Consider the following 24,366-nt stretch of genomic DNA (forward strand, 5'->3'; position numbering starts at 1 on the left):
AAAGGTCAACGATGTCCGAAGGAAGGCTGCTGAGCGACGCGTCGATCGGTGCGATCGCCGACCTCGCCCGCTCCGCACCCGACGTGGAACGCGTGCTCGCCGACGTCGGCATCGCGCTGGAGGTGCTGCCACCGGTCCGAGACCACGGCGCGGTGATCGTCCCGAACGTCAGCCAACGGCTCGGCAGGACACTGAAGGCACTCGACCTGACGGACCGCTCGACGGTGAACTCGGTGCTGGCCGCCGCGACGAGGCTCGCCGAAATCTACGGAAACGCGCCGAACTCCAAGCCGGGGAGGCTCGCCCGGCTGCGCGACTGCCTGGCCGCCGACGGATACCACGTCAACAAGGCGGGCGATCCCATGGCCGCGATCCGCGCACTGGCCGACGCCGCCGGGCGGGAACTCGCGGACGCGTCCGCGATACGCGCCGAACTCACCCGCCTGGAGCGGAACCTCGACGCCGACCCGAGCCAGGACATCGGCGCGGCCAAGCGGCTCATCGAATCCACCGCCAAAATCGTCCTGGCCCGCACGGGAGTCTCCGTCGGCCGCAACCCGAACATGCGCGATCTGATCCCGAAGGCGATGGAAAGCGTGGACGCCTGGTCGGCGACCAAGCCGCCGGACGTCCAGGCGATGATGAACAGCCTCCGCGACCTCGCGTTGAAGGTGAACGCGTTCCGCAACAAGGCGGGCGACGGGCACGGCGGCGTCACCGCCGTGACGGGCATCGACGACCGGGACGGCCGCCTGGCCGTCCGCGTCGCCATCGCCTGGTGCGCCTACCTCCTGGACGCCCTCGGTGACCTGCCCGCTCAGTCCGCGGACTGAGCCTGCCCCGACTGGCGCATGTACTCGGCCCTGAGAACGGACAGGGGACGCAGCACGTCGTCGACGGGGGTATGCCAGAAGTCCCAACCGTTGGCCTTCACCCCCACGACGGCGGCCGCGGCGGCGGACGGAGACTCGTAGATCTCGCCCTCGATCTCGATGAACCCCTCGGACGTCACCAGCGCCGTCGCGTTCTCACCGTCGAGACGTCGATCGATGAGCGTTGCGCCGACCTCCAGGAGACCCCGCTCGACAAGGTCGGAGACCTGAACCCCGTGAAAGGTACGGCGGAACGGGACCTTCACCTGGCCGTCGGGGGCCGGATAGTCGGGGGAGTAGCCCGGGTCGCCGAGAAGCGCGAACCCGTCCCGGATCACCTTGGCCATTCCGGCCTGCCGCGCCGATAGGAAGTCCTGATATCCCATCTCCTCCCACCCGTCCGGCAGAGCGTGCAGCGACTGCTGCCGGAGGAGCTCGTCCTCGGTGAGGCCGGCCGCTTCGACCTCCGCGGGCCAGAAACGGGCCGGGTCGTCCTCACCGGAGGTCCTCGTCCAGTCGACGAGGGTCATGTTCGCGATGCGGTTGCTCATCTGCGTCTGCGTGATCTGACCGGTGTTCCGCAGATGTGCCCGCGGGAACAGATGATCCCGCCGGATGCCGTTCTTGCTGGTCTTTGCCGGATCGAGGACGGTGCGCACGCTCCTCCGCGAAAGAAGCACCGGCGCGTCATGGATGTTGAGGGCGGCCAGATAGGCGGACAGACTTGGCGACTTCGACGCCGATGTCGCCAGCTCGTTCGGCAGTCCGATGCTCCAGAAGTCGTTGGTCAGAGTCGAGTCGATGACCCGGTCGAGGGCGGCACAGAAAGCGTTCGCGTCACCGTCGGGAAGATCACCGAGCATCGCGAAGTCGCGTTCGGCCTGGGTCTCGAAGTTGCCCGAATAGCGGGCGGTCATGTGGGCCATGAAGAACCAGCGGGCGATCACCGCCTCCAGCCGCCGCGGCGGCACCGCGAAACGGCTCCGCCCGAACAGCCAGATCGCATACGTGAACAGCACGGCGTTGTCGCTGGAGACCATCTTCGCGCCACGAAAGCCCGCACGCTCCAGGCACTGCAGGAAATCGTGCCAGTTCCCGAGGTCGAGCACGTGGGACTGCGCCTCCGCCAGAATCGCGAACTGCTCGTCCCGGCTCAGACCCGGCCCGCCCTTGCCCCGCAGAAGCTGGTAGACCTGCTTGAGGACCGCGCGCCGGAACGCCAGCGCCACACTGACGCGGAGGAGCTGGTCCGGCTGCGGCCGCAGATACCAGTTGAACGCCGTCTCGCCGTCGAAGGTCGGCTGCCTGGCACCCCGGCAGAACTCCTCGAGATCGATGCGCCCCTTCTCCCAGAAGACGCTCATCAAGGTGAGGATGAAGTCGGCCTGGTTGAGCGTCACGCCCTCACTGTTGATCCGGACGAAGATCTCGGCGACCTGCTCCTCGTCGATCGACCTCGACAACTCCATCACCTTGAAGGAGTAGTTGCTCAGATCGCGGCAGCGGTCCAGGGATTCGGTCAGCCGGTCCTGCTCCTCCTGCGGGACCTCCCGGCGTGACGAAAGCCGCTCGATGAACTCCCGGACGACGCCATGGAATCCCCGCCCGGCCCACAGGACGCTGATATCGGGAATGAACTCGGGGTCTTTCTCGATGGCCGCGTCGGTGACCTCGAACCTGCCGTCCGCCGGACGGAACGCGATGCGGATCCGGGTCCTGTCGTAGTTCTCGCGGATGACGTCGATGCCCTTCATGACCGCGTACAGGGAAGTGAGCCGCTGCTGCCCGTCGACGATGAGGTTGCGCGGCACGGCGTCGCCGCTGCCGATCCGCCGCGCCCCGGGCTCCGCATCCGTCTCCCAGAACAGCAGGAAACCGACCGGGAAGCCCTTGTACATCGAATCGAAGAGCGACCGCACCTTGGTCGCCTTCCACACGAACGGACGCTGAATGTCGGGGAGGGCCACATCTCCGCGATCGATGGCCTCGACGAGATGGGTAACGGAATAGTCCGTAGTCCGGAACAGCATTGAAGTCACGATCACCTACCCGCTCGGCTTTCCTGGCACCACAACCCTAGGTGCGGAACCCTGTCCTTCGCCGCCGCTTCGGAGAAAGGCTTCATCCAGCACGCCAAGATGAAGATCCTTTTCTCGCGCGCGATATACCTATTCCCGGCGCCCGGCCGCCTACGGCGCCGGTTCTCTGTAATGATCGGTTCGCTTGTCACGGGCCCGGTATCCGGGTGAGGAGGGCAGGGTTCGCGCGGAGGGCGTCCAGGCCCAGGCGTTCCTGCGGAATCCGCCGGCGCGCGGACAGGAGTTCCCCGGCCGCGCCGCGCAAGACCGCAGGCAGCCACGAGCACAGGGCGTCGTGGTCGGCGGCCGCGCCGAAGTTGCTCGCGTCGGGGCGATGCCAGGCAGGCCCTCCGCCGAGGAGGTAGCTGTAGCAGCAGGTCGCCGGGCGGACGGCGGGGAGGCGGTGCGCGGCTGCCGCGCCCGCTGCACCCACGGCCGTCCGCAGGCCCGCGAGGTCGAGATCGCCGAAGTAGTGCAGCTCTCCGGGCTCGGGATCCAGCAGCGGCACACTCAGGATGCTGCGACTGAACTCACCTCCGTGGCCCCATGCGATATGGAGGTCGGGGCGCGCCTCCCGGGGAAGTTCGCGGGCGGCGGTGACGAAGGACGTGTAGGTGGCGAGGTTCTCCAGGACGAGCAACCTGGTCATCCCGGTACCGGGCACGTACTGGGAGGCGAAGGGGAGCGGCGGGGCATAGCAGGCGAGAAGCCCGAAGGTGAGGGCGCCGGAGGTGAACAGGCGCGTCTTGACATGGCGGTCGAGTGCCTTCTCGTCCCCGAACAGTTCGGCCGAGCGCTCCTGGACGGGGACGGGCGCGGGCTCCGGGTTGTCGCGTAGCCACTCGGCGATGCGTTCGAGGAGCCGATGCTCGTCCTGCCGGGTGGCGAGGCGGCCGGCCTTCTCCAATGCGTGAGGCCAGACGCGTCGTTCCGGTTTGACGCTCCGGGATGCCGGCGCCTCCGTGCGGTTCACCCACAGCGGCATCGGGGGCCGGGAGCGGGTGTCCCAGCCGGTGCGTGAGGCGGACGAGGGGAGGGTGACCTGACCGGCCGCCACGAGTTCGTCGAGGGCGTCGCGAAAGCGCGACGGGCCGGCCGGGTCGCCCAGCAGCCCGGGTTCGACGGCATGGGCACGGGCGAGGAGTTCGTCGACGCTGACACGTTTCACCTTCGCCGCGGTGAGGACGCTGCCCAGCTCAGCCGCCATGCGTGACAGTTCCGCCATCAGCCGTCCCACGGGTGATCGGTGTGCGCGACCCGGACGCCGTCCACGCCACCGTCCGTTTCTTCGCGGACGATGTAGCGGCGGCTGCGGGTCCGGCCTTCCCGGTTCTCGAGGCGGATCACGTTCGGGAACTGGATGACGGCCGCGGGGTCCTTGACCCCGGTCGTGTAGACGAGCTGGACGCCGTGGGCGGCCGCGACGTCCCGCTGGAGCCGGACGAGGGGCGCCGACGACGCGCGGCCGATCGGGTTGTCGAGCAGCAGCACGCCACCGGACCGGCCCCGCCGTCCTCCCGCGCGGAGCGCCGCGAGGGTGCAGTACAAGGCGACGCAGACGGTGAGCTTCTCACCGCCCGACCACTTCGCGAGCCGGCTGATGTCCTCGGTGGTGGAGACCTGGTCCGTGGCCGGTTTCAGAACCTTGACCGTGAACCCCCGGGGCCCGGCGGACTCGTGCAGGGCCGTCTTCAGCAGCGGCATCCCCTCAGGGCGCAGGCCCTTGCCGAGGTACTGGTCGATGACGCGCTCGGCGTAGGCGACGAGGTCGGCGTCGCCGGGACGATCGAAGGCGATCCGGAGGACCTTCTTGCCGGCCCATGATCCGTGAGACGTGGGCATGCGAGAGGCGCGCTCCGCCTTGCCCAGCATGTCGAAGCCGTCCTTGACCAGATGCGCCAGGGCCTCGGCGATGATCGTCTGATCTGCGGCGATCGCGTCGATCTCGTCGGTGAGCGTCTGGGCGCGGAGCCTCAGACGCCGGGCCAGGTCCGCTGCGTGCGGTCCGATCACCTCGGCCGGGTCGTGTGCGGCGCGATCCTTGACCGGTCCCGCGACACCGGTGAACTGCGTGGTGGTCTGGCGGAGCGCGTCGACCGCGGAGTTCAGCTCCTTTTCCCGCTTTGCGCACGCGTCGCTCGCCTCGATGAGGGCGTCTTTCATCTCGCGTGCCGCGAGCCGGCCTGCTTCGGTTTCCGCGGTGAAGGGTGCTTGCGGGCCGCCGGCGGGGGCGGGCAGCGACTCCAGCAGGATGGTGAAGTGGTCGGAGCGGTTCTCGGCGCGGCCGATCTCGGCCTCGATCCCGCCGATGACCGACTCGGCCTGCGTGACGCGCTCCTGCGCCTCCTGCCCCTGCGTTTCCTGTTCGAGGGCGAGCACGTCCGCCTCGACGGCTGTGGCGGGGACGGACGGAAGGGCGCGGCGTGGCGGCTGCCGGTGGCGTTTGTCCACCTCTTCCAGCCGGTTCTTGTAGTCGTCCAGCCTGCCGCGTGCGGCGCCGTGGTCCCCGACGGCGGCGTCCTTGTCGTGTCGAGCCTGCCCAAGGGCGACCGCCCGCAGATGCGGTTCCTGCCCTTGCGGACTCGCCAGCGCCGCTTCGGCCCGCCGCCTCTCGTCCGGGGTGATCCCGGCCAGATCGCCGCGCGCCTGTGTGACCCGGTCCGTCAGATCCCGGACGCGATCCGCCAGAACGGACTGCGCCGCGCGGTTCTCCAGCGCCCTGGCCGCGGTCTCCCACCGCCGCCGCAGCGTGTCCAGCGGGACGGTGGGGTCGTCGATGCCGTCGGCGGGCGCCAAGGACAACTCGGTCGCCTCCCGCCGGTACCGCACGGCCAGGTTCGCTGCGTCTTCGGCGTCCCTCTCGTGCCGCTGGGCGTTGAGGCGGGCCTGGGATGCCGCCTTCGCATGGTGATCGCGGCGCTGCTCCGCCTCCCGGCCGCGTGCGCGGGCGTCGTCGCGACGTTGCGTCCAAGTCCCGCGCTCGGCGAGGACGGGCAGCAGGTCATCGATCCAGTCGATGGTCCTGACCAGCCGGTCGCGCTCGTCGCCGAGTTCTTCGCGGAGGGACTCGTCCAGCAGCTCCGCATCGTCCAGCGCCCCGACTTCGTCACGGTTGCGACCTTGTTCGGCTTCGATCTCGCCGAGCCGTTCGTCGTGCGCGTCGGCCTCCGCTTGGAGCGCCTCCAGGCGGCCCGCCGGGCAGTCCCGTAGGAAGCGGTCGAGAATCCGGTGCAGCTCGCCGTCCTCCTCTTGGCGTGCGCACAGCTCCTTGTAGGCGCGCTCAAAGGCTTGGGCGCGTTCCTTGAGCAGCCGGACGGCCGCCTCGGCGTGGGCGGGGTCCACCAGCCCCGGTTCGAGCCGGCTCCACGCGGGACCGGCCGCGACGGCGGCGGTGCCGTCGGCGGCGCGGGTCAGCCGGTCCGCGTCGGCCGTGGAGTACAGGCCGACCAGCGATGTCGTGACCGCCGACTGCGAATCGAGGAGCCGGACGGCGTCTTCCATCGACGCCGTCTGGACGATCACGCCGCAGCCGAGCCGCGCGATGTGCGGGACGTCGAGGGCGGCGACGAGCCGGTCCGCCGGCAACACGTTCCGCAGATGGGACCAGCCGGACTCGGCGGCGATCCCCGCCGCGGTGAGGAGCCTCGCGACGCGCTCGGCGTCCAGGCTCGTCGGCAGGACGGCATCGCGCTGCTGCGCCTGGATCGTGCGCCGGTCCGACTCCTGTTCGGCGCGTCCCCGGACGCGTTCCTCGTCGGCGGCCAGCACGGCGTTGTCCAGGCGGCGCAGCAGGGCCGCGCCCTCACCCCACAGGTCCAGCGGCTCGTCCGCGGTGGCCTCGGCAAGGTCGCGCAGCCGGCCGGACGCCGTCAGCTCCGACAGCCGTTCCGAAAGGTCCCCATGCCGCGTCGCCGCGTCGGTGAGTGCCGTGGTCGCCTCGCTGTACTCCCTGACCAGTTCGGCATCGCGGACCGCGATCCGGTTGCGCCGCTCCCGGCGCACCGTGGCCTGTTCCTTCAGCGTTTCGAAGCGCCGGTCCAGCTCGTTCCGCCGCTGTGCGAGCGCGTCGCGATGGCCGGCGAGGTCGACGGTGACGGACGGCAGGTACCCCTTGCCGACACCGGACCGCAACCGTTCGTCCATCGTGCCGAGCTCGTGCTCCGCCTTCGTCGCGTCCGAGATGGCCTGTTGAAGGTCGGTGTTCGCTTGGCGGCACTCGCCGTCCTGCTCATTCGCCCGGATCTTCGCCGTCCCCTGGCTCGCCGCCGCGGTCGAGGCCTGCTCGTCGGCCTGCTCGGCGAGCGTGTGCAAGCGCCCACCCAGCGCTGCGGCGTGGCGGTCGGCCTCCGCCCGCAATGGCGCCAGCTCCGCCTCTTCCGCCTCGGCCTGGATCTCGGCCTGGTCGAGCCTTCCCTGTAGGTCCGAGAGCCCGGCGAGATCCCCGGCCAGCTCCCACGTCCGCACCAGCGCCGCGGCCTGGACGACGCGGTCGTCCGCTTCCTTCAGGGCCTCCTCGGCCTCGCCGACGCGTAGCCGCGCTGCCTGGCGCCGGTACAGGTAGGCGAGATCGTTGGCCGCGGACTTGTCGGTGTTCGCGCTGCTCAGGATCTGCTGCGCGGCCTCGCGCTCGGCCGCCAGGTCCTCGGCCTTCGCCTTGGCCTCCGCGACGGTTCCCGCGAAGGCGGACGCGAGGCGCCCGGCCTCGCTCCGGCACTCGTCGAGTCGCGTGGCCGCCTCGCCCAGCCTCCCGTGCCGCTCCGCGACACGATCGAGGGCGCCGGCGGCGGCCGTACAGAAGTCGCGCTCCAGAAGCTTCTTCGGCTTGGACGTGAGGACGGCGGCGACACTCTCCAGCCGCTGTGCGATCCTGTTCACGGCGTCCGGTTGGGTGGTCAGGTCCAGCAGGAAGTCGACGAACTCCTTGGCGGAGGAGAACTTGAACAGGTCTTCGACACCGCCCTCGACATGGTTCATCTGCTTCTGCGTCCGGAAGATCTCAGGGTCGAGGTGACGGTCCGTGAGCACCTTGGCCCACTGGTAATGCTTGTCTGTCACCGCCAGCGCCGCCTGCCGCGAATACGGCTCCGCGAGTTTCTCGAGTTCGTCGAGGTAGCCGGTGAGGCGGCGTGTCCGGCCGCCGCCGTCGGTGAACGGCAGCGTGCCGAGCCCGATGACGTCCGGGACGGCATGGCAGGCGTAGAAGGTGCTGTTCAGTCGCTCCCGAGCCTTGGCCGCCTGGACGGGACGGCGCAGGTCGGCCCATTCATGGACGGCTCCGGTGATCAGCACGTCCTCGGCATCGCCGAGGAGGGTGCGGGACCCTTCGCGGGGCTGCCACACGGCGATGACGTGAGAGGTGTCGCCCGAGTCGATGTAGTCGGTCAGGCTCCGCTGCACCGCCCTGCCCATGAAGTCGTTGGCGCCGGGCAGGAGCATCGCGTACAGCAGCGACAGGATGCTGGACTTGCCGCCGCCGTTGCGGAGCCAGACGATCGAGTCGTTCGGCGCGGACCCGTCCTCGGTCGGGGCGGTCAGGTCGAGGGTGAGGTCGGTGAACCGGGCGGACCGCTCCCCGATGGAGCGGAAGCGCAGCGCGGAGAGCTGGTACGTCATGAGGCGTCACTCCCGTCGTAGGTGCCGTTCGCCGATGCGGCGCGGCGCTGGATCTCGGCGATGAAGGTGTAGGCGCGCTCCAGCGCGATCTCCTTCGCATGGACGCGGAACCGCTCGGTCAGCGTCCAGCCGCCCTCGGACGCGGTGTCGGGACGTGCCATCCCCTGACCGTTGAGCCAGCCGAGGACATTGCGCACCCAGTAGCGGGTGCAGGATCTGCGTAGCTTGCCGGGCTTCCCGCCCGCGTCGCTCTGGACGACGGAGGGCATGTCCAGGTAGACGCGCCAGGCGTCGTCGAGGCCCTGCTCGGGTATCGGCTCGCCCGCCGCGTCGTGGGAACGCAGGCGTCGGCACAGGTCGCGCAGCCACAGGTCGAAGTCCAGCTCGCTCACCCGGCGGACGCGGTCGTCCTCGACCTCTTCGGCGCTCGGATAGGCGTAGGCCGCGAGCCCGGTGAGGATGAGGCCGGCGAGCAGTTTCTGTCGATCGTCGGTGATACCCGCCATGTCGGATATCCGGAACGCGAGCGGCGATTCGGGTTCGACGCCGAGCACAAGGCCGTAGTCGCCGTCCGACAAGACGTGGACGCTGAGGCCGTGGAGGAACGCGTCGGTCGCGGCTCGCAGCTCGTTCTCGCTGCGGTACCGGGAGAGCACTCGCTGGTACTCGGGGGTCCGGCCAGGGCGCTGGGTCGGGCGCATCGCCCAGCCGACCAGCGTCCCGATGTCGGTGTAGTCGCTTTGCGTCAGGCTCATCGCGGTTCCTCCTCGATAAGCCGCCCTACGGTCACGCGGGCGGGGAAGGCGGGCGGGGCGGACGAGGCGGTCAGGAGAGTCGGCGCCGGGGGCGTATCGGCGAGCGTGTCCGGGTCGGGGGCGACGATGAGGTCGTCGCCGGCCCACGCGGGCGGCGGAAGGCGGGTCCCGTCGGTGTCGACGGCCACCCGGGGCCCGAGAACACTCCTCATCAGGTCGTCGGCGAGGGCCGTGTCATCTCCGGCGTCCTCGGGGGAGTACGCCCAAAGGACCGCGAGACAGAGGAGTTCGCTGCCTTGACGGCGCACCTCCGCGGACTCTTCCTCGGTGTCGTGGTGGCAGGCGTGGATCAACGTGGACAGCCGTGCGGGCAGCCCGGCGGATGTGACGGCGCGGGCGGCGACACCGGTGACCGCCGGCCCGACGAGGGGAGCCGCGGCCTCCGCGAGTTCGATCTCCTCGATCGCCTCGTCCGCCTCCTCCCGGCCGGCGGGACGCGTCCAGAGGTCATTGATCAGCCGGTAGAGGCGGGGGAGGCGCCGGACGTGCGGCCCGCACATGTCGGTGACGAAGCGTCGCGTCAGAGCGGAGGCGTCGTCACACCCCAGTTCAAGGGTCGGCTGCAGCACCTGCCGGTGCGGGTCGGGGCGGTCGACGGGCGCCGGGGCCCGGAAGGACTGGCGTTCCTGCTCGTCCAGGAAGACGCCCCTGGCGCCGATCACTCGTTTGTGCAGATCCTCGTGCCGCCGCTGGCACTCGCGCAGGAGGCGATCGATGCGCAGCGCGGCGGTCAGAACCTTCGGGTCCTGGCTCGCGAGGGCGGACTCCACACTGTCCAGCAGGCGCCGTTCCGCGCGCAGCCGTTCGCGTATGTGGGCGCGGGCGGAGTCGAGACGCTCGGGGACCGTGGAGGTCCACTCGCTCTCCACCGTGCGGAGGTCGCGGCGGGTCTGCTTGAGGACACGGTCGAGGTCGTCGGCGAGCCGGACCGACAGCAGCCGCGCGCGCTCGGCGGACTTGCGCGCGGAGTCGAAGGCCCCGCGGGTGAGCTGGCGCTCCAGGATCAGCTCGGTGGCGACCTGCTCGTCCTCAACGTCGAAGTCGAGCCCGCCGATCAGCGCGTTGATCGCGTCCGGGGTGGCGCGCAGCACGTTCTCGTCCCGGCTCGCGTCGTCGTGCTCGACCAGCAGCGAGAAGGGCACCTGACGACGCAGATGCCCGCCTTCCCGTGCCGCGTAGTCGCTGGTGACGTAGCGGAACGGCCCCTCGCGGCCGGCCCTGTTCAGCAGGGCGTCCAGCACGAACGCGCCGACCTCCGAGTGCTCTTCGGCGGGACGGTCCGGGGCCGCGCGGCAGGCGAGCTCCCGGACGGCGGCGTGCACGTCGCCGCGCGTCGCCTCCAGATCCAGCCCCTGCCGCGCGACGACCATGTCGATGACGGCCAGGGCCAGCGTGACCACGTCATAGGTGTCGGGCGGCCACTCCTTGTGGCGCGCGGCGCGGACCGTTTCGATGATCGGGGCAAATCGGAGGAATGCCGCAACTCGCGCCGGAAAGGAGGGTTCATAGACACTCAATCCGGCGGATTCGAACTCCAGCGGCCGTTCGTCCTCCAGTGGCCGCCCATCGAGCCGTCGCGCGGGTTCACCTGCGGGTTCGTCTTCCTCTTCGAACAGAACGTCCATACGGGCACCTTCCGTTGTACGGCCGGGCGCATCGGGTGAGAGGAGCGTAAGAGGGGCCTCTGACATAATCCGCGCCGCAAGTAAATGGATCTTGACTGGGATGCTTATCGAACATTTGGGCGAATTGATGGGTTTGAGATCTCGATGGCGGTCACAAGAGGGGCGAGGCGGTCGAGGACACGGTGGAACTCGGCGTGGTCACGTGTCTCCCACGTCCAGGACTCAGGCCAGCCGGAAGGGGCGCGGTGCAGTGCCCCCACGTCGAGGAGGAGGAAACGGTCCCGGAGAGCGGCGAGGAATGCCTCGACGATCCGGGCGGTCACGGGCGAGCGGCGAACGTACGCCTCCGGATCGGCGGCGTCCGCTTCCCCGGCCAGCCGGCGGACGGCCCGCGCCGTCGACCCGATCAGATCCACCGTTCCCGTGCTGGCCGGGTCCAGGAGGTTGCCGAGGGCGAGCCGTCCGTCGTCCAGGAGGCGTTCCCGGTCCGCCCGCTCCGGGCATCCGTTCAGGATCGCGCGGACCGCCTCCCAGACGTCGTCCCGGAGGCGGCCGGCGATCTCGTCGCGGCTCGCGAAGGTGACGGTGGCGCGCACGTCCCGGCTCCGGTCAGCGGTTTCCGAGCGGGACGGTGACGCCGCCGGAGAACATCGAGTCGTGCAGTTCGATGGCCTTGAGCCTGGTTCCGGGCGGGACGTCGTAGATGAGCTTGCCCTTGACCGAATTGCCGGGGTTGATCTGCTGCAGGAACGACTTGCTGTCCTGGGTCGTCCACAGCGAAGCCTCCGGGTCGGCCTCGAATTCACGTTCCTTGGTGTCGATGAGCGTCTGGTTGTGGTGGGTGAACGTCCGGGCCTTGTCGCCGATGTTCTTCACCGTCACGTAAATGATGACGAACTGCCCCTGGGCCTTGTCGCCGAAGTATTCGTTCCCGACCTTCTTCACGCCCTTCTTCACCTTGGTGACGGTGAAGGCGAACTTCCCGTCCCGGTATTCGCGGCCGATTCCGTTGGTGACCGCCTTCTTCGGCTTCTTCTCCGTACCCTGGTCGCCGCCCGCGGTGCCCTTGGCCGGGGCGGACGCCGCCGGCTCGTCGCCGGACGTGGCCGCCGGGTCGGACGTGCTGCCGCCGGTGGCCACGATCGCGGCGCACGACACCATCAGGAACAGCGTCGCGACGCCCCCGATGAAGGCGTACAGGCACCCCTTGCCGCGCTGCTTCTGCGGCGGCACCGCGTACGCGGGCATCGGCATCGGCGGGGGCGGGCCGGGGCGGCGGCCGCCGTACGGGCCGTACTGGTCATGGCTCATCTCGTTCTCCTGGAAGTTCAGGCGGCGATACCGCCGGTGCGGTGCCACGCGTGCAGGAACGCCTCGACGAGGCCCTCGGCGCGGGCGTTGGAATCGAAGGTCTCGGTGACGCGGCGCCGGGCGATGGACGCCAGGGAGTCCGCGGTCTCGTTGAGCGGGTGGCCGGAGTGGCCCTTGACGTGCTCCAGCCGCAGCCCGGGCCGTCCGACGACCTGCCGGGCCAGCCGGACCAGCGACGGCGCCGCCCCCGATCGCCGGGGCGACAGGTCGTAGCCGTCCGGCATCAGGCCGGTGTCGCCGCGCCGCCACGCCCGCAGGAAACGCAGCGCGGACAGGCTGTCGACGAGCAGCACCAGGTCCCGGCCGTCCTCGACGCGGTCGAGCAGCAGGCCCACGGCGCGCAGTTCGCTGACCAGCACCCTGCGGGGCCCGGTCGGGTCCTGTGGGCCGAGCGTCCAGCCGCGCATGCCCCACCGGCCGTCGCTGACGACGTAGCCGATCCCGCAGGTGCCCCGCTTCCAGCTCGCGTCCGTCGCGGCGACGAGCGCGCCCGGGAACCCGGACCAGCCGGGCACCCGCCCCTCCGCCGGCGCCCTCCGACCGCGCACCGCGGGTTTCGGCGCCTGCGGGCAGGTCCGGGGGTGCCGCCCGCCGCCGATGTAGTGCTCGGCCTCGGTGACGAGCATTTCCGCGATCTCGTCGTCGCCGTGCCGGACGGCGGCGAAGCACAGCCACAGCAGCCGGCGCGCGACGCCGCAGCATCCGCACCAGGCGGCACGGGTGGCGCAGGCGCGCATCCGCTGGGTGCGCTCGGCGAGGCCGGGCGGCATGCGGGTCTGGGCGTCATCGAACTCTCGCAGAGACATCGTCGGGACGAGCATCGGGATCAACTCCGCTGATCTCGGGGGAAGCGGATCGGCTGTACACAGCAAACCACATAGATAGCTGTGAACGCAATCAACCGAAAAACAATCGTTCACAACAGCTTCATTGGACGACGGGTGTGGCGGCGGCGTGAACGAGATCAACCGGCACATCAGCCGTGGTAGGCGCTAGGGTGGAGATCATCGAGGCTTGTCCGCTGATGGGAGTGCCCGTGCCGAACGACGCGACGGTGACCGCGGCCGATATCGCGCGGCTGGCCGCGGTCGGCCGGGCCGCGGTGAGCAACTGGCGCCGCCGCCACGACGACTTCCCCCAGCCGGTCGGCGGCACCGCGGTCAGCCCGACGTTCTCCCTCGCCGACGTCGAGGACTGGCTCCGCGGCCAGGGCAAGCTCACCGACTCACCCGTCCGCGAACGCGTCTGGCAGACCCTCCGCGCCGCCGCGTACGGCGACGTCGAACTCGCCGACGTCCTCACCTTCGCCGGTGCCTTCCTTCTCTATCTGCGCGCCGACCCCGGCCACTGGCGGGACCTGTCGTCCGCCCCGGACGAGAAGATCGCCGCAGCCCTCCCCGACGCCGTCCGCGCCCACACCGTCCTGATGCCGGACGGCCCGCCGTCCGACGCCGTCCCCCTCGTCCGCGCCCTCTCCCAGCTCGTGGACGAACTCGGCGTCGCCGAGACCTTCGAATTCCTCCGCACCCGCTACCTGGAGCACCACAGCCGCCGCGTCTACCTCACCCCCGAGCCGGTCGTCCGGCTGATGCTCGACCTGGGCGGCCCCGCCCGCACCGTCCTCGACCCCGCCTGCGGGACGGGCGCGTACCTGGGCATGGCGAACGAGCTCTTCAAGGACGTCGAAGAACTGCTCGGCCAGGAGATCGACGACACCACCGCACGCCTTTCCGCGATCCAGCTCGCGTTGCGCGGCGCCCCCGCCGAGATCCACTCGGGCGACTCCCTCCTCGCCGACGCCTTCCCCGGACGGACGGTCGACCTGGTCGCCACCAACCCGCCCTTCAACGACCGCGGCTGGGGCTACGAGCAGCTGACCGGCGACCCCCGCTGGGAGTACGGCCTACCGCCCCGCATGGAATCGGAACTGGCGTGGCTGCAACACGGCCTCGCACACGTCAGACCCGGCGGAACGGTCGTCCTCCTCATGCCGCCCGCTGTCGCGAACCGCCGCTCGGGACGCCGCGTCCGCTCGGAACTTCTCCGCCGCGGGGCGCTCAGGGCCGTCATCGGCCTCCCCTCAGGCGCGGTGCCGAACATGGCGGTCGCGCTCGCCGTGTGGGTTCTCCGCCGTCCGTCCCCTGGCGACACCCCTGCGGACGACGTCCTGATGGTCGACACCTCGGCCGATGCGGAGAACTTCCCGAAGGTCGCCTTGAACGCCTGGCGCCGCTACAACAAGGGCAAGGGCGATGGAACGGACGCAAGCGTCGTCATACGTATCATCGACCTGCTGGACGACGAGGTAGACCTCACGCCTGCCCGCTACCTTCCCCAGCGGACCGCACCCGCCTCCGAGGGCTCGTTCACCGCCGCACACGAGGTCCTGCTGACGAAGACCGCCGAACTACGGGAATCGGTCGCCGGGCTCTCTGCCCTCACCCAGGCCGAGGCGCGCGACGACGTCCCGATGACGACGATCGGTGAACTGGCCAAGGCGGGCGTGCTCCAGATACTCCGTCCCCCTCCCAAGGTGAGGATCGGCGAAGGAACCGTCCCCGTCCTGACGCTCGAAGACGTCGCCCAAGGCGGCGCACCCACGGGAACGGCCGCACCGGACGGCGACCACGTGACGATCACCGCCGGCGACGTCGTGGTGTCCCTCTCCGCCCGCCACCCCGTCGCCCGCGTCATGACGGAGGACGGCCCCGCCCTCGGCATGGGGGAGGGCGGCCCCGTCCTCGGCCCAGGGGAGGAGGCCCCCGTCCTCGGCCCCGGCCTGGCCCTGGTCCGGGTCGAACCGACCCGCGCCGCCCCCGATTTCGTCGCGGGCTGGCTGCTGCTAGGCGCACAGGGCGCCCGCCTCCGCAGCTCCACCTCGTCCGCCCGCTTCGACGTCCGCCGCGCCCGCCTGCCCCGCCTCACACTGGACGAGCAGACCGAACTGGGCGAGGCGTTCCGGCGTCTCACCGACCTGGAGTCCGCCCTCCGCGAAACCTACGACCTCGGCGCGGACGTCCTGCGCCTCGGCCTCGAAGGACTGGGCGCCGGCACCCTGCGCCCCTCCGATTGACCCTGCGCCCCTCCGATCGACGATGTTCCCCGCCACCCCGCGCGGGACGCTAGTACGCTGCGGGCGGGCACGGCCCTGAGGAGGTGGGTTTTGCGGCGGGGCGATCTCCTCGGGGAACGCGAACGGTACGAACTCGATCAGGCGATCGGGCGCGGCGGGATGGGCGAGGTGTGGCGCGCCTACGACCGCTTCCTCGACCGGCGCCTCGCGGTCAAGTTCACCCGCGTCTCGGACGAGTCACTCGTCGGGCGTTTCGAGCAGGAGGCCCGCAGCACGGCCTGGTTCGAGCACCCCGGAGTCCCGACCGTCTACGACTTCGGAAGCCACGACGGCTGCTTCTACCTGGTGATGCAGTACGTCGAGGGCATGACGGTCGACCACGTCCTGGACGCGGAGGAGAAACTCTCCATCTCGTGGGCCGCGCTCATAGCCGCCCAGGTATGCGCCGTGCTGAACGTCGCACACCGACGCCCTTTGGTGCACAGGGACCTCAAACCCAGCAACCTGATGGTCTGCCCAGACGGCTCGGTCAAAGTCCTCGACTTCGGTGCCGCGGTGGGCCTCGGCCCTGGCGACGTCCGCCGAACGACCACCGGCCTGGGCGCGCCCTACACCCCCGGCTACACGGCCATGGAGCAGGTGTACGGCACCCCAAGCCCGCAGAGCGACCTGTACTCCCTCGGCTGCGTCCTCTACGAGATGCTCACGGGCCGCCGCGTCTTCCCGGGCAACACCCCGTACGAGGTGATGCGCCGCCACGAAGACGAGGACCCGATCCCACCCCGCCACCTGCGTCCCGACGTCCCGCCCGGTCTGGACGTACTCGTCCTGCAGCTCCTGGCCAAACAACCGGCCGACCGCCCGGCGAACGCCGACGAGGTCTACCGACGCCTTCTGGAGTTCGTCTCTTCTCTCGAACCCCTGCCAGGCATCGTCGACACAGTCGCCCCGCCCCACCTCTACGCCAACGCCATCAGCCGGATCCAGATCACCGGCACGGCTCCGCGCCCGCAAGCACCCACGGAACGAGTCGAACTCCCCACCTTCGACGAGATCGTCCAAGCGCGCGCGGAAGCAGGCGACCTGGCCGACGAGGGCCGCTACACCCAGGCGGCGGAACTCCTCTCCGACCTGACCGAACCGGCTCGCGTGGCCCTCGGCGAAGAAGACCCGGAGTACATGGGGCTTCGCCTGGACCTCGCCGATGTGCTCTTCCGGGGCGGCGACTACCGCCGGGCCGTCCACGCCTACCGCGTCGCCGCGGTCGCCTTGGCCGAGTTGTACGGCCCGGACGACCCCCACGTCCTGAACTGCCGCGAACAAGAAGCGATCTGCCAGGCTCACCTCGGCGCAACCGTCACCGCGCTCAGCCACCTGCAGGAACTCCTGGACGACCTTTCAAGCGGCAGCCCCTACGACACCCTGACCCTCCGCATCCGCGAACGAATAGCCCGCCTCAAACTCGCCGCAGGCCACACGGACCAGGCCCGCAAAGAACTGACCGACCTCCTGGCCGACCTGACCGGCCTCTACGGCGACGACCACCCACAGATACCCGGCCTCCGGACCCTCCTGGACGACCTCAATCAGGCAGGAACGGGCTAGGCGAACCCGCGTACGACACGTACAGATGGTCCCGTGCCCGCGTGGAGGCCACGAACAGCAGGCACCGCTCCTTCTGGATGTCCTGCGCGTGCGCCTTCGCGTCCTCGCCCTCCGGCGTGATGGCCTTCGCCGCAGGCATCGACTTCTCATCGGCACCGATGACCGCCATGCACCGGAACTCCAGGCCCTTCATCTTGTGCATGGACCCGACCTGCACCCCCGGCGACTTACTGGGCACCTGATATGCCGTGATGCCCTCTTCCTTAAGCCGCTTCGCAGCCTTCTTCGCCACCCACACGTACCGGGCCGCTACACCGATCGCGCTGGGCTCCACATCGGCGTCCAGCCAGGCCCGTACCTGCTCAACGAGCCCGTCCATCTCCGCATCCTGGTCCGGATAATCCTTCACGACCGGACGCCGCCCATGAATGGGAGACCGATACCCGTCCAACGTGTCCGCGGAGTCGTCAAGCCCCTGAGCCGGCGACAACCCCAGCAGAGGTACCGACCAGGACAGAATCTCCTGCGTGGTCCGGTAGTTCAGCTTCAGCTTCGTGCTGCGCCCTCGCACATTGATCCCGAGACTCAGCAGCGACACATGACTGTCGTAAATGCGCTGATGCGGATCCCCGACGATGAACAGGTCATCGGGCCCCTCCGCGACGAGCCGCCGCAGCAGCCGCCACTGAGCCGTGTGCATGTCCTGCGCCTCATCGATGATCACATGGTCGTACTCGGGCCCCACGACCAGTTCCGCCGCCTCGTTGGCAAGCTGCGGAAACGTCGACTTCCCCTCGGCCGCCAGCCCGTCCACCACGTGCCGGACCGCGCGCCACACCACCGACCGCTGCGCCTTCCCCAGCGGAACCCCGCGCCCCGCCCGCGTGCACGCGAGGTACTCCTCCTCCGTCTCCAGCCTCTGCGCCAGGATGATCTGCTCCCACTCCCGGGTGAGGAACGACGGTGAGAACGGCGTCCCGTCCGCAGCCTCCTCCTTAAGCGGATCGAGCACATCGGCCCCGGCGACCACCGGCTTGTGGTGCCTTCCCACAACCTCGTAGGAAACGGAGTCCACATTCTTGACGTGGACCCTTTCCCGCACATCAGGGTCGTCAACGAGCAACGAAAGCTGCTTTTCCAGTGCTTCCGCCAGGTTCCGTGTGAACGTGGTCAGCAGAACCCGCCCACCCTTGGACGCGAGAAACCTCGCCCGATGCAGAGCCGCCACGGTCTTCCCCGTCCCGGCCCCACCCGTAACCTGCGCGGGCCCGCTATAAGACGGCCTCAACGCAACCCGCCGCTGAACCGGATGCAGGAAGATCCGCCAGGTGTCAAAGGGGTGCGCGAGAATATCCCGCAGCTCCTCAGGCCCATTGACGAAAACAACCTGCCCAGGCGTCCGCCGCATGGCGGTGACCAGGTCATCGGGATCGACGGCTTCCGGCTTCTCCTCAGCCGGCAAGCACTTGGCGACCTCTTCCCACGCCTGCTGGACGTTCATTCCCTGCGCCAGCGCCAGCAACGCGATGTACTGCGGCTCCGGCAGCAACTTCTGCAGGGCCAGCAGATGCGAGTCCTCCGTGAGCAACTGGACGATCGGGATGATCTCCTTGTCGACTCCCAGCCGCACGAGATCCTTCTCGAACACATGCCCCAGCAGCCGGAAGACCGTCCGCTCAGCGGCCTTCTCCAGCGCCGGTGACATCTCCTCCAGCGCGACCTGGTCCCGCACCTCCAGCACACCGATCGCCTGGTTGACCGAGAACTTCTTGCTCCGCGCCCACCCGATCGCGTCATCGTGAGGCATCACCGCGAGCAGGCAGTACACATCGCCCTTCTCCGGCGCCAGCACCACCCCGCGCCAGAACTGGTCGATCCGGATCGTCCGGATCCGCGGGTCCTTCGCGTTGTTGAGCTTCTCCAGATGCAGCCCCGCATGCGTGTGCTCGGCGAACTTCCCGATCGCCGCGTCCACGCCCTTGCGCACCTTGGGCTCCAACTTGGCGTACTGCGGCATGAACGAGTCCGCAATAGCCAGCTCAGCCACCCCGCACCGCCCTTTCACCCAACCTGACCCGCCGTCAGGTCCGAACATCCTAGGAGCACCCCACACCCCAAGATGATTGAACCCCGTACAACCCCCCGACCACCTCCGGACAACCACGGATTCCTGCGGAGCGTGGTGTACGGTCGCCCCAGGCGACCGGTTCATCAAAGAGCCGTGCCACCAGGTCGCGCTGCAAGCGATCGGCGAACCGGAACATGCGCCGGGACGCTCCGGGCCGTCCCGGGCGGCACCCCGCGCGAAACTGATCGCCGCCGATGAACGAGCCGTCCTTCTCGGAAGCAGGGCTCTCACCGGCCGAGCCCTCCACGGTCGAAGCTCTGCCTGATCGGTGGACCAGTTGGCGATTTGCGATGTTTGGGGTGGTGTGGCGAGGTGCATGCCTGGAGCTGCGTCAAGCGTTCGGTACTGATTTGTCGGTGCAGTTCACTAGGGTTCCGTGGGAACCGTTCGGCGCCGACAGGGCCCACCGCCGTCGTGGCGGTTCACCTCCGGCGGATGCGATGAAGGAGTGCCCCATGGTTTTCATGCCCCCGATAACCGTTGAGGATGCACTGGCGAAGATTCACAAGAAGGCTTGGATGCTGCCCGCGATCCAGCGCGAGTTCGTGTGGAACACCGATCAGATCCGTGCCCTCTTCGACAGCTTGATGCGCGGCTACCCTCTTGGGTCGTTTCTGCTGTGGAGCCTGGAGAAGGAGCAGGCGGGCAACTTCACTTTCTACGACTTCTTGACCGACTACCACGAGCGAAGTAACCCCTATGCACCAAAGGCAACAGTTCCCAAAGGGTACGATGCCATTGCTGTCCTGGATGGACAGCAGCGGCTGACGGCCCTCAACATCGGGCTCTACGGAAGCCATGCCGAACGCCTGCCGCGCAAATGGGTCGACAATCCGAATGCCTATCCGAAGAAGCGGCTCTTCCTGAACCTGCTCGGCGAGCAAGGGGACGAGGAACTCGGTCTCAGCTATGACCTCCAGTTCCTTGTCGATGAGGATGCGACCAAGGAGACCGAGGGGGCCCTCGCCTGGTTCAGAGTTGGGGACGTCCTGTCCCTCGCCGATAGCGGCCCCGCCATCATGGCCGAACTGGAGAAGCGCGGCATCAACGGTACCCCGGGTTCTTCGGGAGCTTTTAAGCGGCTCTACGGACTTTACGAGGGAATCCGAAAGCAACCGGTCATCAACGCCTTCCAGGAGAACAGCCAGGATCCTGATCGGGTGCTGGACATCTTCGTCCGCGTGAACAGCGGGGGCACCAAGCTTTCGAACTCGGACCTGCTGTTGTCCATGGCCACGAATCAGTGGCAAGAGCGGGATGCCCGCGAAGAGATCCGCTCGCTGGTCGCTGACCTGGCGGACGGGCCGGGGCAGTTCGAATTCAGCAAGGACCTGGTACTCAAGACCGGGCTTATGTTGACCGAAGCCCCTGATTTCCAGTTCAAGATCTCCAACTTCACCCAGGCCAATATGAGCCGCTTGGAGAAGGGCTGGACAGAGATTCGCGCCAGTCTTCTGCGTGCGGCCGGCCTGCTCGCGTCCTTCGGCCTTACCGGTCGCAACCTGAGCGCCGGCAGCGTTGTCATCCCAGTCGCGTATTACCTGCACACACGTGGGCATGAGGATGGATACCTCACCGCGAGCGCACACGCAGCCGATCGGGCCATCGTACGTGCATGGGTGTTCCGCAGCCTGCTGAAGCGTGGCATCTGGGGCTCCGGGCTCGATACATTGCTCCGCCATATCCAGGGAGCCATCCGGGACAACCCGGGCGGTGGCTTTCCGCTCGCCCCGATCGAATCCGTGATGGCCTCGCGCGGCAAGGAACTCAAGTTTACCCCCGAGGAAATCGACGAGCTCCTCGAATTGAGCTACGGAAAACCGCGTACGTTCCCCGTCCTGGCGATCCTCTATCCGGGCCTCAACCTGGCCCAGGAGATTCATGAGGACCACATCTTCCCCCGATCGAGGTTCACCAGGAGCGCCCTCACTAAGGCCGGCATCCCGGCCGAGCAACTTGATGAATACGCCTCCCGGGTCAACGGCCTGCCGAACCTCCAACTTCTCGCCGGAACGCCGAACGTGGAGAAGAGCAACCGCTGGCCGTGGGAATGGCTCAATGGAAATCACTTCCCGACCAAGGCCGAACGAGAGCAGTACAAGGCACAGAACGACCTCGATCTGATGCCTGAAAACCTCACAGGATTCGTTGACTTCTACGAGGGCCGCAAACAGCGCCTCGCTCACCGCCTCGAAAAACTGATCAACAGCGACCGGCTACCGACGTCCGAAACTGCTTCATAGCCGGTCCTGCGTACGGCGTCCTGATAAAGGGATGGGGTAGGCGGCCGTCACCCGTCGGGATCGCCGAACAGTAGGAAGCCACCGAGCTGGATCGGGAGGCTAGCCGCACCCCTTGGGCAGTGCCGCAAGGTCGATGGACGAATGAGGTGGATCTCCGCCCAAGGATCGGGGACGTCGACGGAAAGCATCAGCGGACCGCCCAAGCAGCCCCACGGCCAGCCGCTACACTACAAATACATTGCGAAGCACTCGTAGTCCTCAAGAAGGTGCCGGTAATGCCGCTCCCTGCCTCGCCTGGTGTTCGGCTCATTTTCGGGTTGAGTGCGGTGCTTGCTCTCCTGCTCTCTCCGATAACGACGATCTTTGCGGTGGTCATCGGGCTGGCTGGATTCCTCGGCGCAAGGCTCATGCCACAGAGCCGAAGAACGAGCATCGCCATGGCCGTCCTCGGAGGTCTCGTCGTAGGAAGCACGCCGTACCTCGTGGCCGGTCTCCTCATACACCTGTCAACGAATTGACCGCCACCCGCTTGCGAACCCCCTCGGCGCGGGCCAGGCGGCGGCGGTTCGTGATGCGGGCCGAGTTGGATGCCGCGTACTTCCACCTCTACGGCCTTGGCCACGATGATGTCGACTACATCATGGACAGCTTCGGGGCCTTCCAGCGCAATGATCCCGACCGGTTTGCCCGAACGAAGGCGCTGATCTTGGACGTCCATGACGCAATGGCGCGGGCGATGGAGACAGGGGAGCCGTACAAGACGATCCTAGATCCGCCACCGGATGAAGGGCCGCGGCATCCGAGCAGATGAGCGCGGACGGCCAAGGAAAACACGAGCGGCCTTGAGGCGAGAGGCTCGCCTCAAGGCCGTTGATGTTCTTGGGGGTCAGGGAGTTTCCGTACGGATCTTGTGGAGGAGCATCCGCCATTCGTCCCTGGTGAACTCCAGGGTCGGGCCGCTGCCATGAAGCTTGGTATCGCGGACGCCGATCGTGCCGTCGGTGGCACGGCCCGCCTCGACGCATCCGCCGTCCGGGTTGCTGTGACCGGACTTGCGCCAGCCGTGAAATTCCTTGGTCATGTCTCCGATCCTGTCTCGTCGGTACGCCGGTTGGCTACCTGTTCGAGGAAGGCGATGCTGTCTTCCCGGGACAGCGCGGCCTGTCGGAGGCGGTCGTACATCCTGGTATATCGGTCTACCTCGCCTCGCTGGGTGAGTACGAGGTCGGTGGTAACGGTGTCGACTACCGCCATGGGTGAGTCGCCTGGCTCAGCGAACGTGTAGAGGTAGAACGACGACTGCGGGAGAAAGCCGCCTGGGATGCCGGCGTCGTGCAGGAGCACGCGGATGGAAATGCGGTTCTGCTCCGTGACGACCCGGATCATGTGACGAAGCTGGGCAATCATCGCCTGTGGCGGCACGACGAGTCGATGAATCACACATTCGTCGAGGACAGTCTCGTAGGACGGGCCGCCCGGCCGGAGTAGTTCGCGTTGCCGCCGCATCCGGGCCTCAGCCATGCGCTCGGGGACGTAGTTGAGCCGCCCCTGGCACTCGTCCAGCTCAACGAGCGCCGAGATGAATTCGGGGGCCTGCAACACAGCAGGCATCGCGGTCTGGTTGTAGTCACGTACAGAATTGGCGCTGTACTCGAGGTCCGCGTAGAGCTTCTGACGGGGCCCCATGGACACGCCGTAGCGGTCCCACCAGCCCTTCTGTCCCGCTTCGCGTGCCAGTTGGCAGAGCCGATCGTACTGGCCGCCGGTGATTTCGAGGGCATCCAGGATGTCCATGATCTCGGTCAGGTCTGGTCGGCCCTGGGCGTTCTCCAGCCGGGAGACCTTCGTGCGGGAGTAGTACAGGAGACGGGCGAGGCCATCGGTGGTCAGGCCACGGCTCTCGCGGAGTTTGCGGATCTCGGCCGCCAGCCGGCGGCGTCGGACGTAGGGGCTCGGCATTGCCGTCCTCCCGATATCGCGTCTGTCACGGTCCGTTCGGATCACTAACTCTCTGTGTTCGACCACTATCGAGCAATCATAAGGTCACGCTCGGTCAAACACTCGACACGACAACGCCCCAGCCAATATCCGCACGTGCACCTTTCGCACGTGACGGATTCACCCGCCCGAACCTGGCGGAAACCTCAAGAAATGAGCCCAAGTATCCAGGTCTAGCCGGATTCGCGAGTTACGTCCGCAGGTCGCCCCGCCAGCGCCTCGCGAGCAGGACAAGTCGCAAGCCGACGCGGAGCGCGGGGCTTTGCGGCCGCAGGACGCTCATGGTCACCCGCCCTGGCCACCGACGTCAGCGAAAGGATGGTCCACCCAGCTTTAATCACCACGGTGCGCCCAAGTCAGGGTCGGCCAACACCACTAATCACGGGCGGTGAGTGGCCTTGCGCGTCGAGACGACTCCCAGCTCCCACGTCCCGCCGGATCTGTGGCGCCGTCACATACGACCCACGCCGACCGCCACCCGTCCAGCATCCGAACGCTGCACGACCCGGACCCGAGTACGGCGCCTGCTCCGCCTGCCGTCCTCGCCTATCTGGCTCACTCATCGCATGCAGCCAATGAAGCCCTGTCAGGACCAGTGCCGCCACGAGCAAGTGGGTTCCCTCCACCGGAGGCAGCCTGCCCACGATCTGCCCGTTCCCGGACTCGCCCGCGCGGTCGACTTAGGATGTCTCCCAGCCGCCGCCCGCTCCCCGCGACGGCTGTCGGCCATCGCCCCGCCTCTCAGTCTCGCCCGTCTCACCGTCACGTTCGCGTTCCAGGTGCGGCGAACCGGGGCTCTCGCGAACGAGCGCGGACCAGTCGAACTGCCCGGCATTGTCCGCGGCTTCATTGATCTAAGGAGATCTTGGGTTTCCAGACTTGAGGGTCGTTTGCCCGTCATGTGGTGATGTAGGCCAGGTGCGGGTCGGCGAAGAAGGACAGTAC

Annotated in this window: 16 protein-coding genes; 5 read left to right on the forward strand and 11 right to left on the reverse strand. The window is 68.3% G+C overall.

From position 1 onward, the window contains the following. Nucleotides 1-11: 11 nt before the first annotated feature. Entirely contained in the window at nt 12-833 is an 822-nt protein-coding gene (locus AB0C35_RS09360) for an abortive infection family protein (protein WP_358452386.1), read from the forward strand. Here the strand turns inward: AB0C35_RS09360 and AB0C35_RS09365 are convergent. The 8 genes from AB0C35_RS09365 to AB0C35_RS09400 all read right to left on the reverse strand — a co-directional run bounded on the left by AB0C35_RS09365 (nt 818) and on the right by AB0C35_RS09400 (nt 13,180). Further along, entirely contained in the window at nt 818-2,902 is a 2,085-nt protein-coding gene (locus AB0C35_RS09365) for a DUF262 domain-containing protein (RefSeq protein WP_358452388.1), read from the reverse strand. The genes AB0C35_RS09360 and AB0C35_RS09365 overlap by 16 nt on opposite strands. Before the next feature lie 196 nt (nt 2,903-3,098). Next, complete coding sequence (locus AB0C35_RS09370; RefSeq protein WP_358452390.1) at nt 3,099-4,175, reverse strand: hypothetical protein; 1,077 nt, start codon at nt 4,173-4,175, stop codon at nt 3,099-3,101. Beyond that, entirely contained in the window at nt 4,175-8,563 is a 4,389-nt protein-coding gene (locus AB0C35_RS09375; protein WP_358452392.1) for a hypothetical protein, read from the reverse strand. Before AB0C35_RS09375 ends, AB0C35_RS09370 begins: the two co-directional genes overlap by 1 nt. Beyond that, complete coding sequence (locus AB0C35_RS09380; RefSeq protein ID WP_358452393.1) at nt 8,560-9,318, reverse strand: hypothetical protein; 759 nt, start codon at nt 9,316-9,318, stop codon at nt 8,560-8,562. The genes AB0C35_RS09375 and AB0C35_RS09380 overlap by 4 nt, the downstream gene beginning before the upstream one ends. Then, on the reverse strand, nt 9,315-10,778 hold the full coding sequence (locus tag AB0C35_RS09385) for a hypothetical protein (RefSeq protein WP_358452394.1): 1,464 nt from the start codon (nt 10,776-10,778) through the stop codon (nt 9,315-9,317). The genes AB0C35_RS09380 and AB0C35_RS09385 overlap by 4 nt, the downstream gene beginning before the upstream one ends. Nucleotides 10,779-11,107: 329 nt before the next feature. Then, a complete protein-coding gene (locus AB0C35_RS09390; protein WP_358452396.1) occupies nt 11,108-11,599 on the reverse strand; it encodes a hypothetical protein in 492 nt (163 codons plus the stop codon). Between the two features lie 13 nt (nt 11,600-11,612). After that, on the reverse strand, nt 11,613-12,314 hold the full coding sequence (locus tag AB0C35_RS09395; protein ID WP_358452398.1) for a DUF4352 domain-containing protein: 702 nt from the start codon (nt 12,312-12,314) through the stop codon (nt 11,613-11,615). A 17-nt stretch (nt 12,315-12,331) separates the two neighbouring features. Continuing rightward, complete coding sequence (locus AB0C35_RS09400) at nt 12,332-13,180, reverse strand: RNase H family protein (protein ID WP_358452400.1); 849 nt, start codon at nt 13,178-13,180, stop codon at nt 12,332-12,334. A gap of 230 nt (nt 13,181-13,410) precedes the next feature. Between AB0C35_RS09400 and AB0C35_RS09405 the strand changes: the two genes are divergently transcribed. Together AB0C35_RS09405 and AB0C35_RS09410 are read left to right on the forward strand one after the other, a co-directional pair. After that, complete coding sequence (locus AB0C35_RS09405; RefSeq protein ID WP_358452402.1) at nt 13,411-15,447, forward strand: N-6 DNA methylase; 2,037 nt, start codon at nt 13,411-13,413, stop codon at nt 15,445-15,447. 90 nt (nt 15,448-15,537) lie between these two features. Beyond that, complete coding sequence (locus AB0C35_RS09410; RefSeq protein WP_358452404.1) at nt 15,538-17,052, forward strand: serine/threonine-protein kinase; 1,515 nt, start codon at nt 15,538-15,540, stop codon at nt 17,050-17,052. Here AB0C35_RS09410 and AB0C35_RS09415 read toward each other — a convergent pair. Next, complete coding sequence (locus tag AB0C35_RS09415) at nt 17,030-19,099, reverse strand: UvrD-helicase domain-containing protein (protein ID WP_358452406.1); 2,070 nt, start codon at nt 19,097-19,099, stop codon at nt 17,030-17,032. The genes AB0C35_RS09410 and AB0C35_RS09415 overlap by 23 nt on opposite strands. A gap of 275 nt (nt 19,100-19,374) precedes the next feature. On the opposite strand from AB0C35_RS09415, the gene AB0C35_RS09420 reads away from it, so the two are divergent. Beyond that, nucleotides 19,375-21,423 (forward strand): DUF262 domain-containing protein, encoded by a 2,049-nt coding sequence (locus AB0C35_RS09420; protein WP_358452408.1) that lies wholly within the window; start codon nt 19,375-19,377, stop codon nt 21,421-21,423. Nucleotides 21,424-21,937: 514 nt separating this feature from the next. Next, on the forward strand, nt 21,938-22,234 hold the full coding sequence (locus AB0C35_RS09425) for a hypothetical protein (RefSeq protein WP_358452409.1): 297 nt from the start codon (nt 21,938-21,940) through the stop codon (nt 22,232-22,234). Between the two features lie 75 nt (nt 22,235-22,309). Here AB0C35_RS09425 and AB0C35_RS09430 read toward each other — a convergent pair whose 3' ends face one another. Together AB0C35_RS09430 and AB0C35_RS09435 are read right to left on the reverse strand one after the other, a co-directional pair. Then, the gene (locus AB0C35_RS09430) at nt 22,310-22,504 is read right to left on the reverse strand and encodes a DUF397 domain-containing protein (protein ID WP_358452411.1); all 195 of its coding nucleotides are present in this window, start codon (nt 22,502-22,504) and stop codon (nt 22,310-22,312) included. Further along, nucleotides 22,501-23,382 (reverse strand): helix-turn-helix transcriptional regulator, encoded by an 882-nt coding sequence (locus AB0C35_RS09435; RefSeq protein ID WP_358452413.1) that lies wholly within the window; start codon nt 23,380-23,382, stop codon nt 22,501-22,503. Before AB0C35_RS09435 ends, AB0C35_RS09430 begins: the two co-directional genes overlap by 4 nt. Nucleotides 23,383-24,366: the final 984 nt, after the last annotated feature.

Origin of the sequence: Spirillospora sp. NPDC048819 (genome assembly GCF_040650055.1) — a bacterium.
In the GTDB taxonomy this organism is placed as follows: Bacteria; Actinomycetota; Actinomycetes; order Streptosporangiales; family Streptosporangiaceae; genus Spirillospora.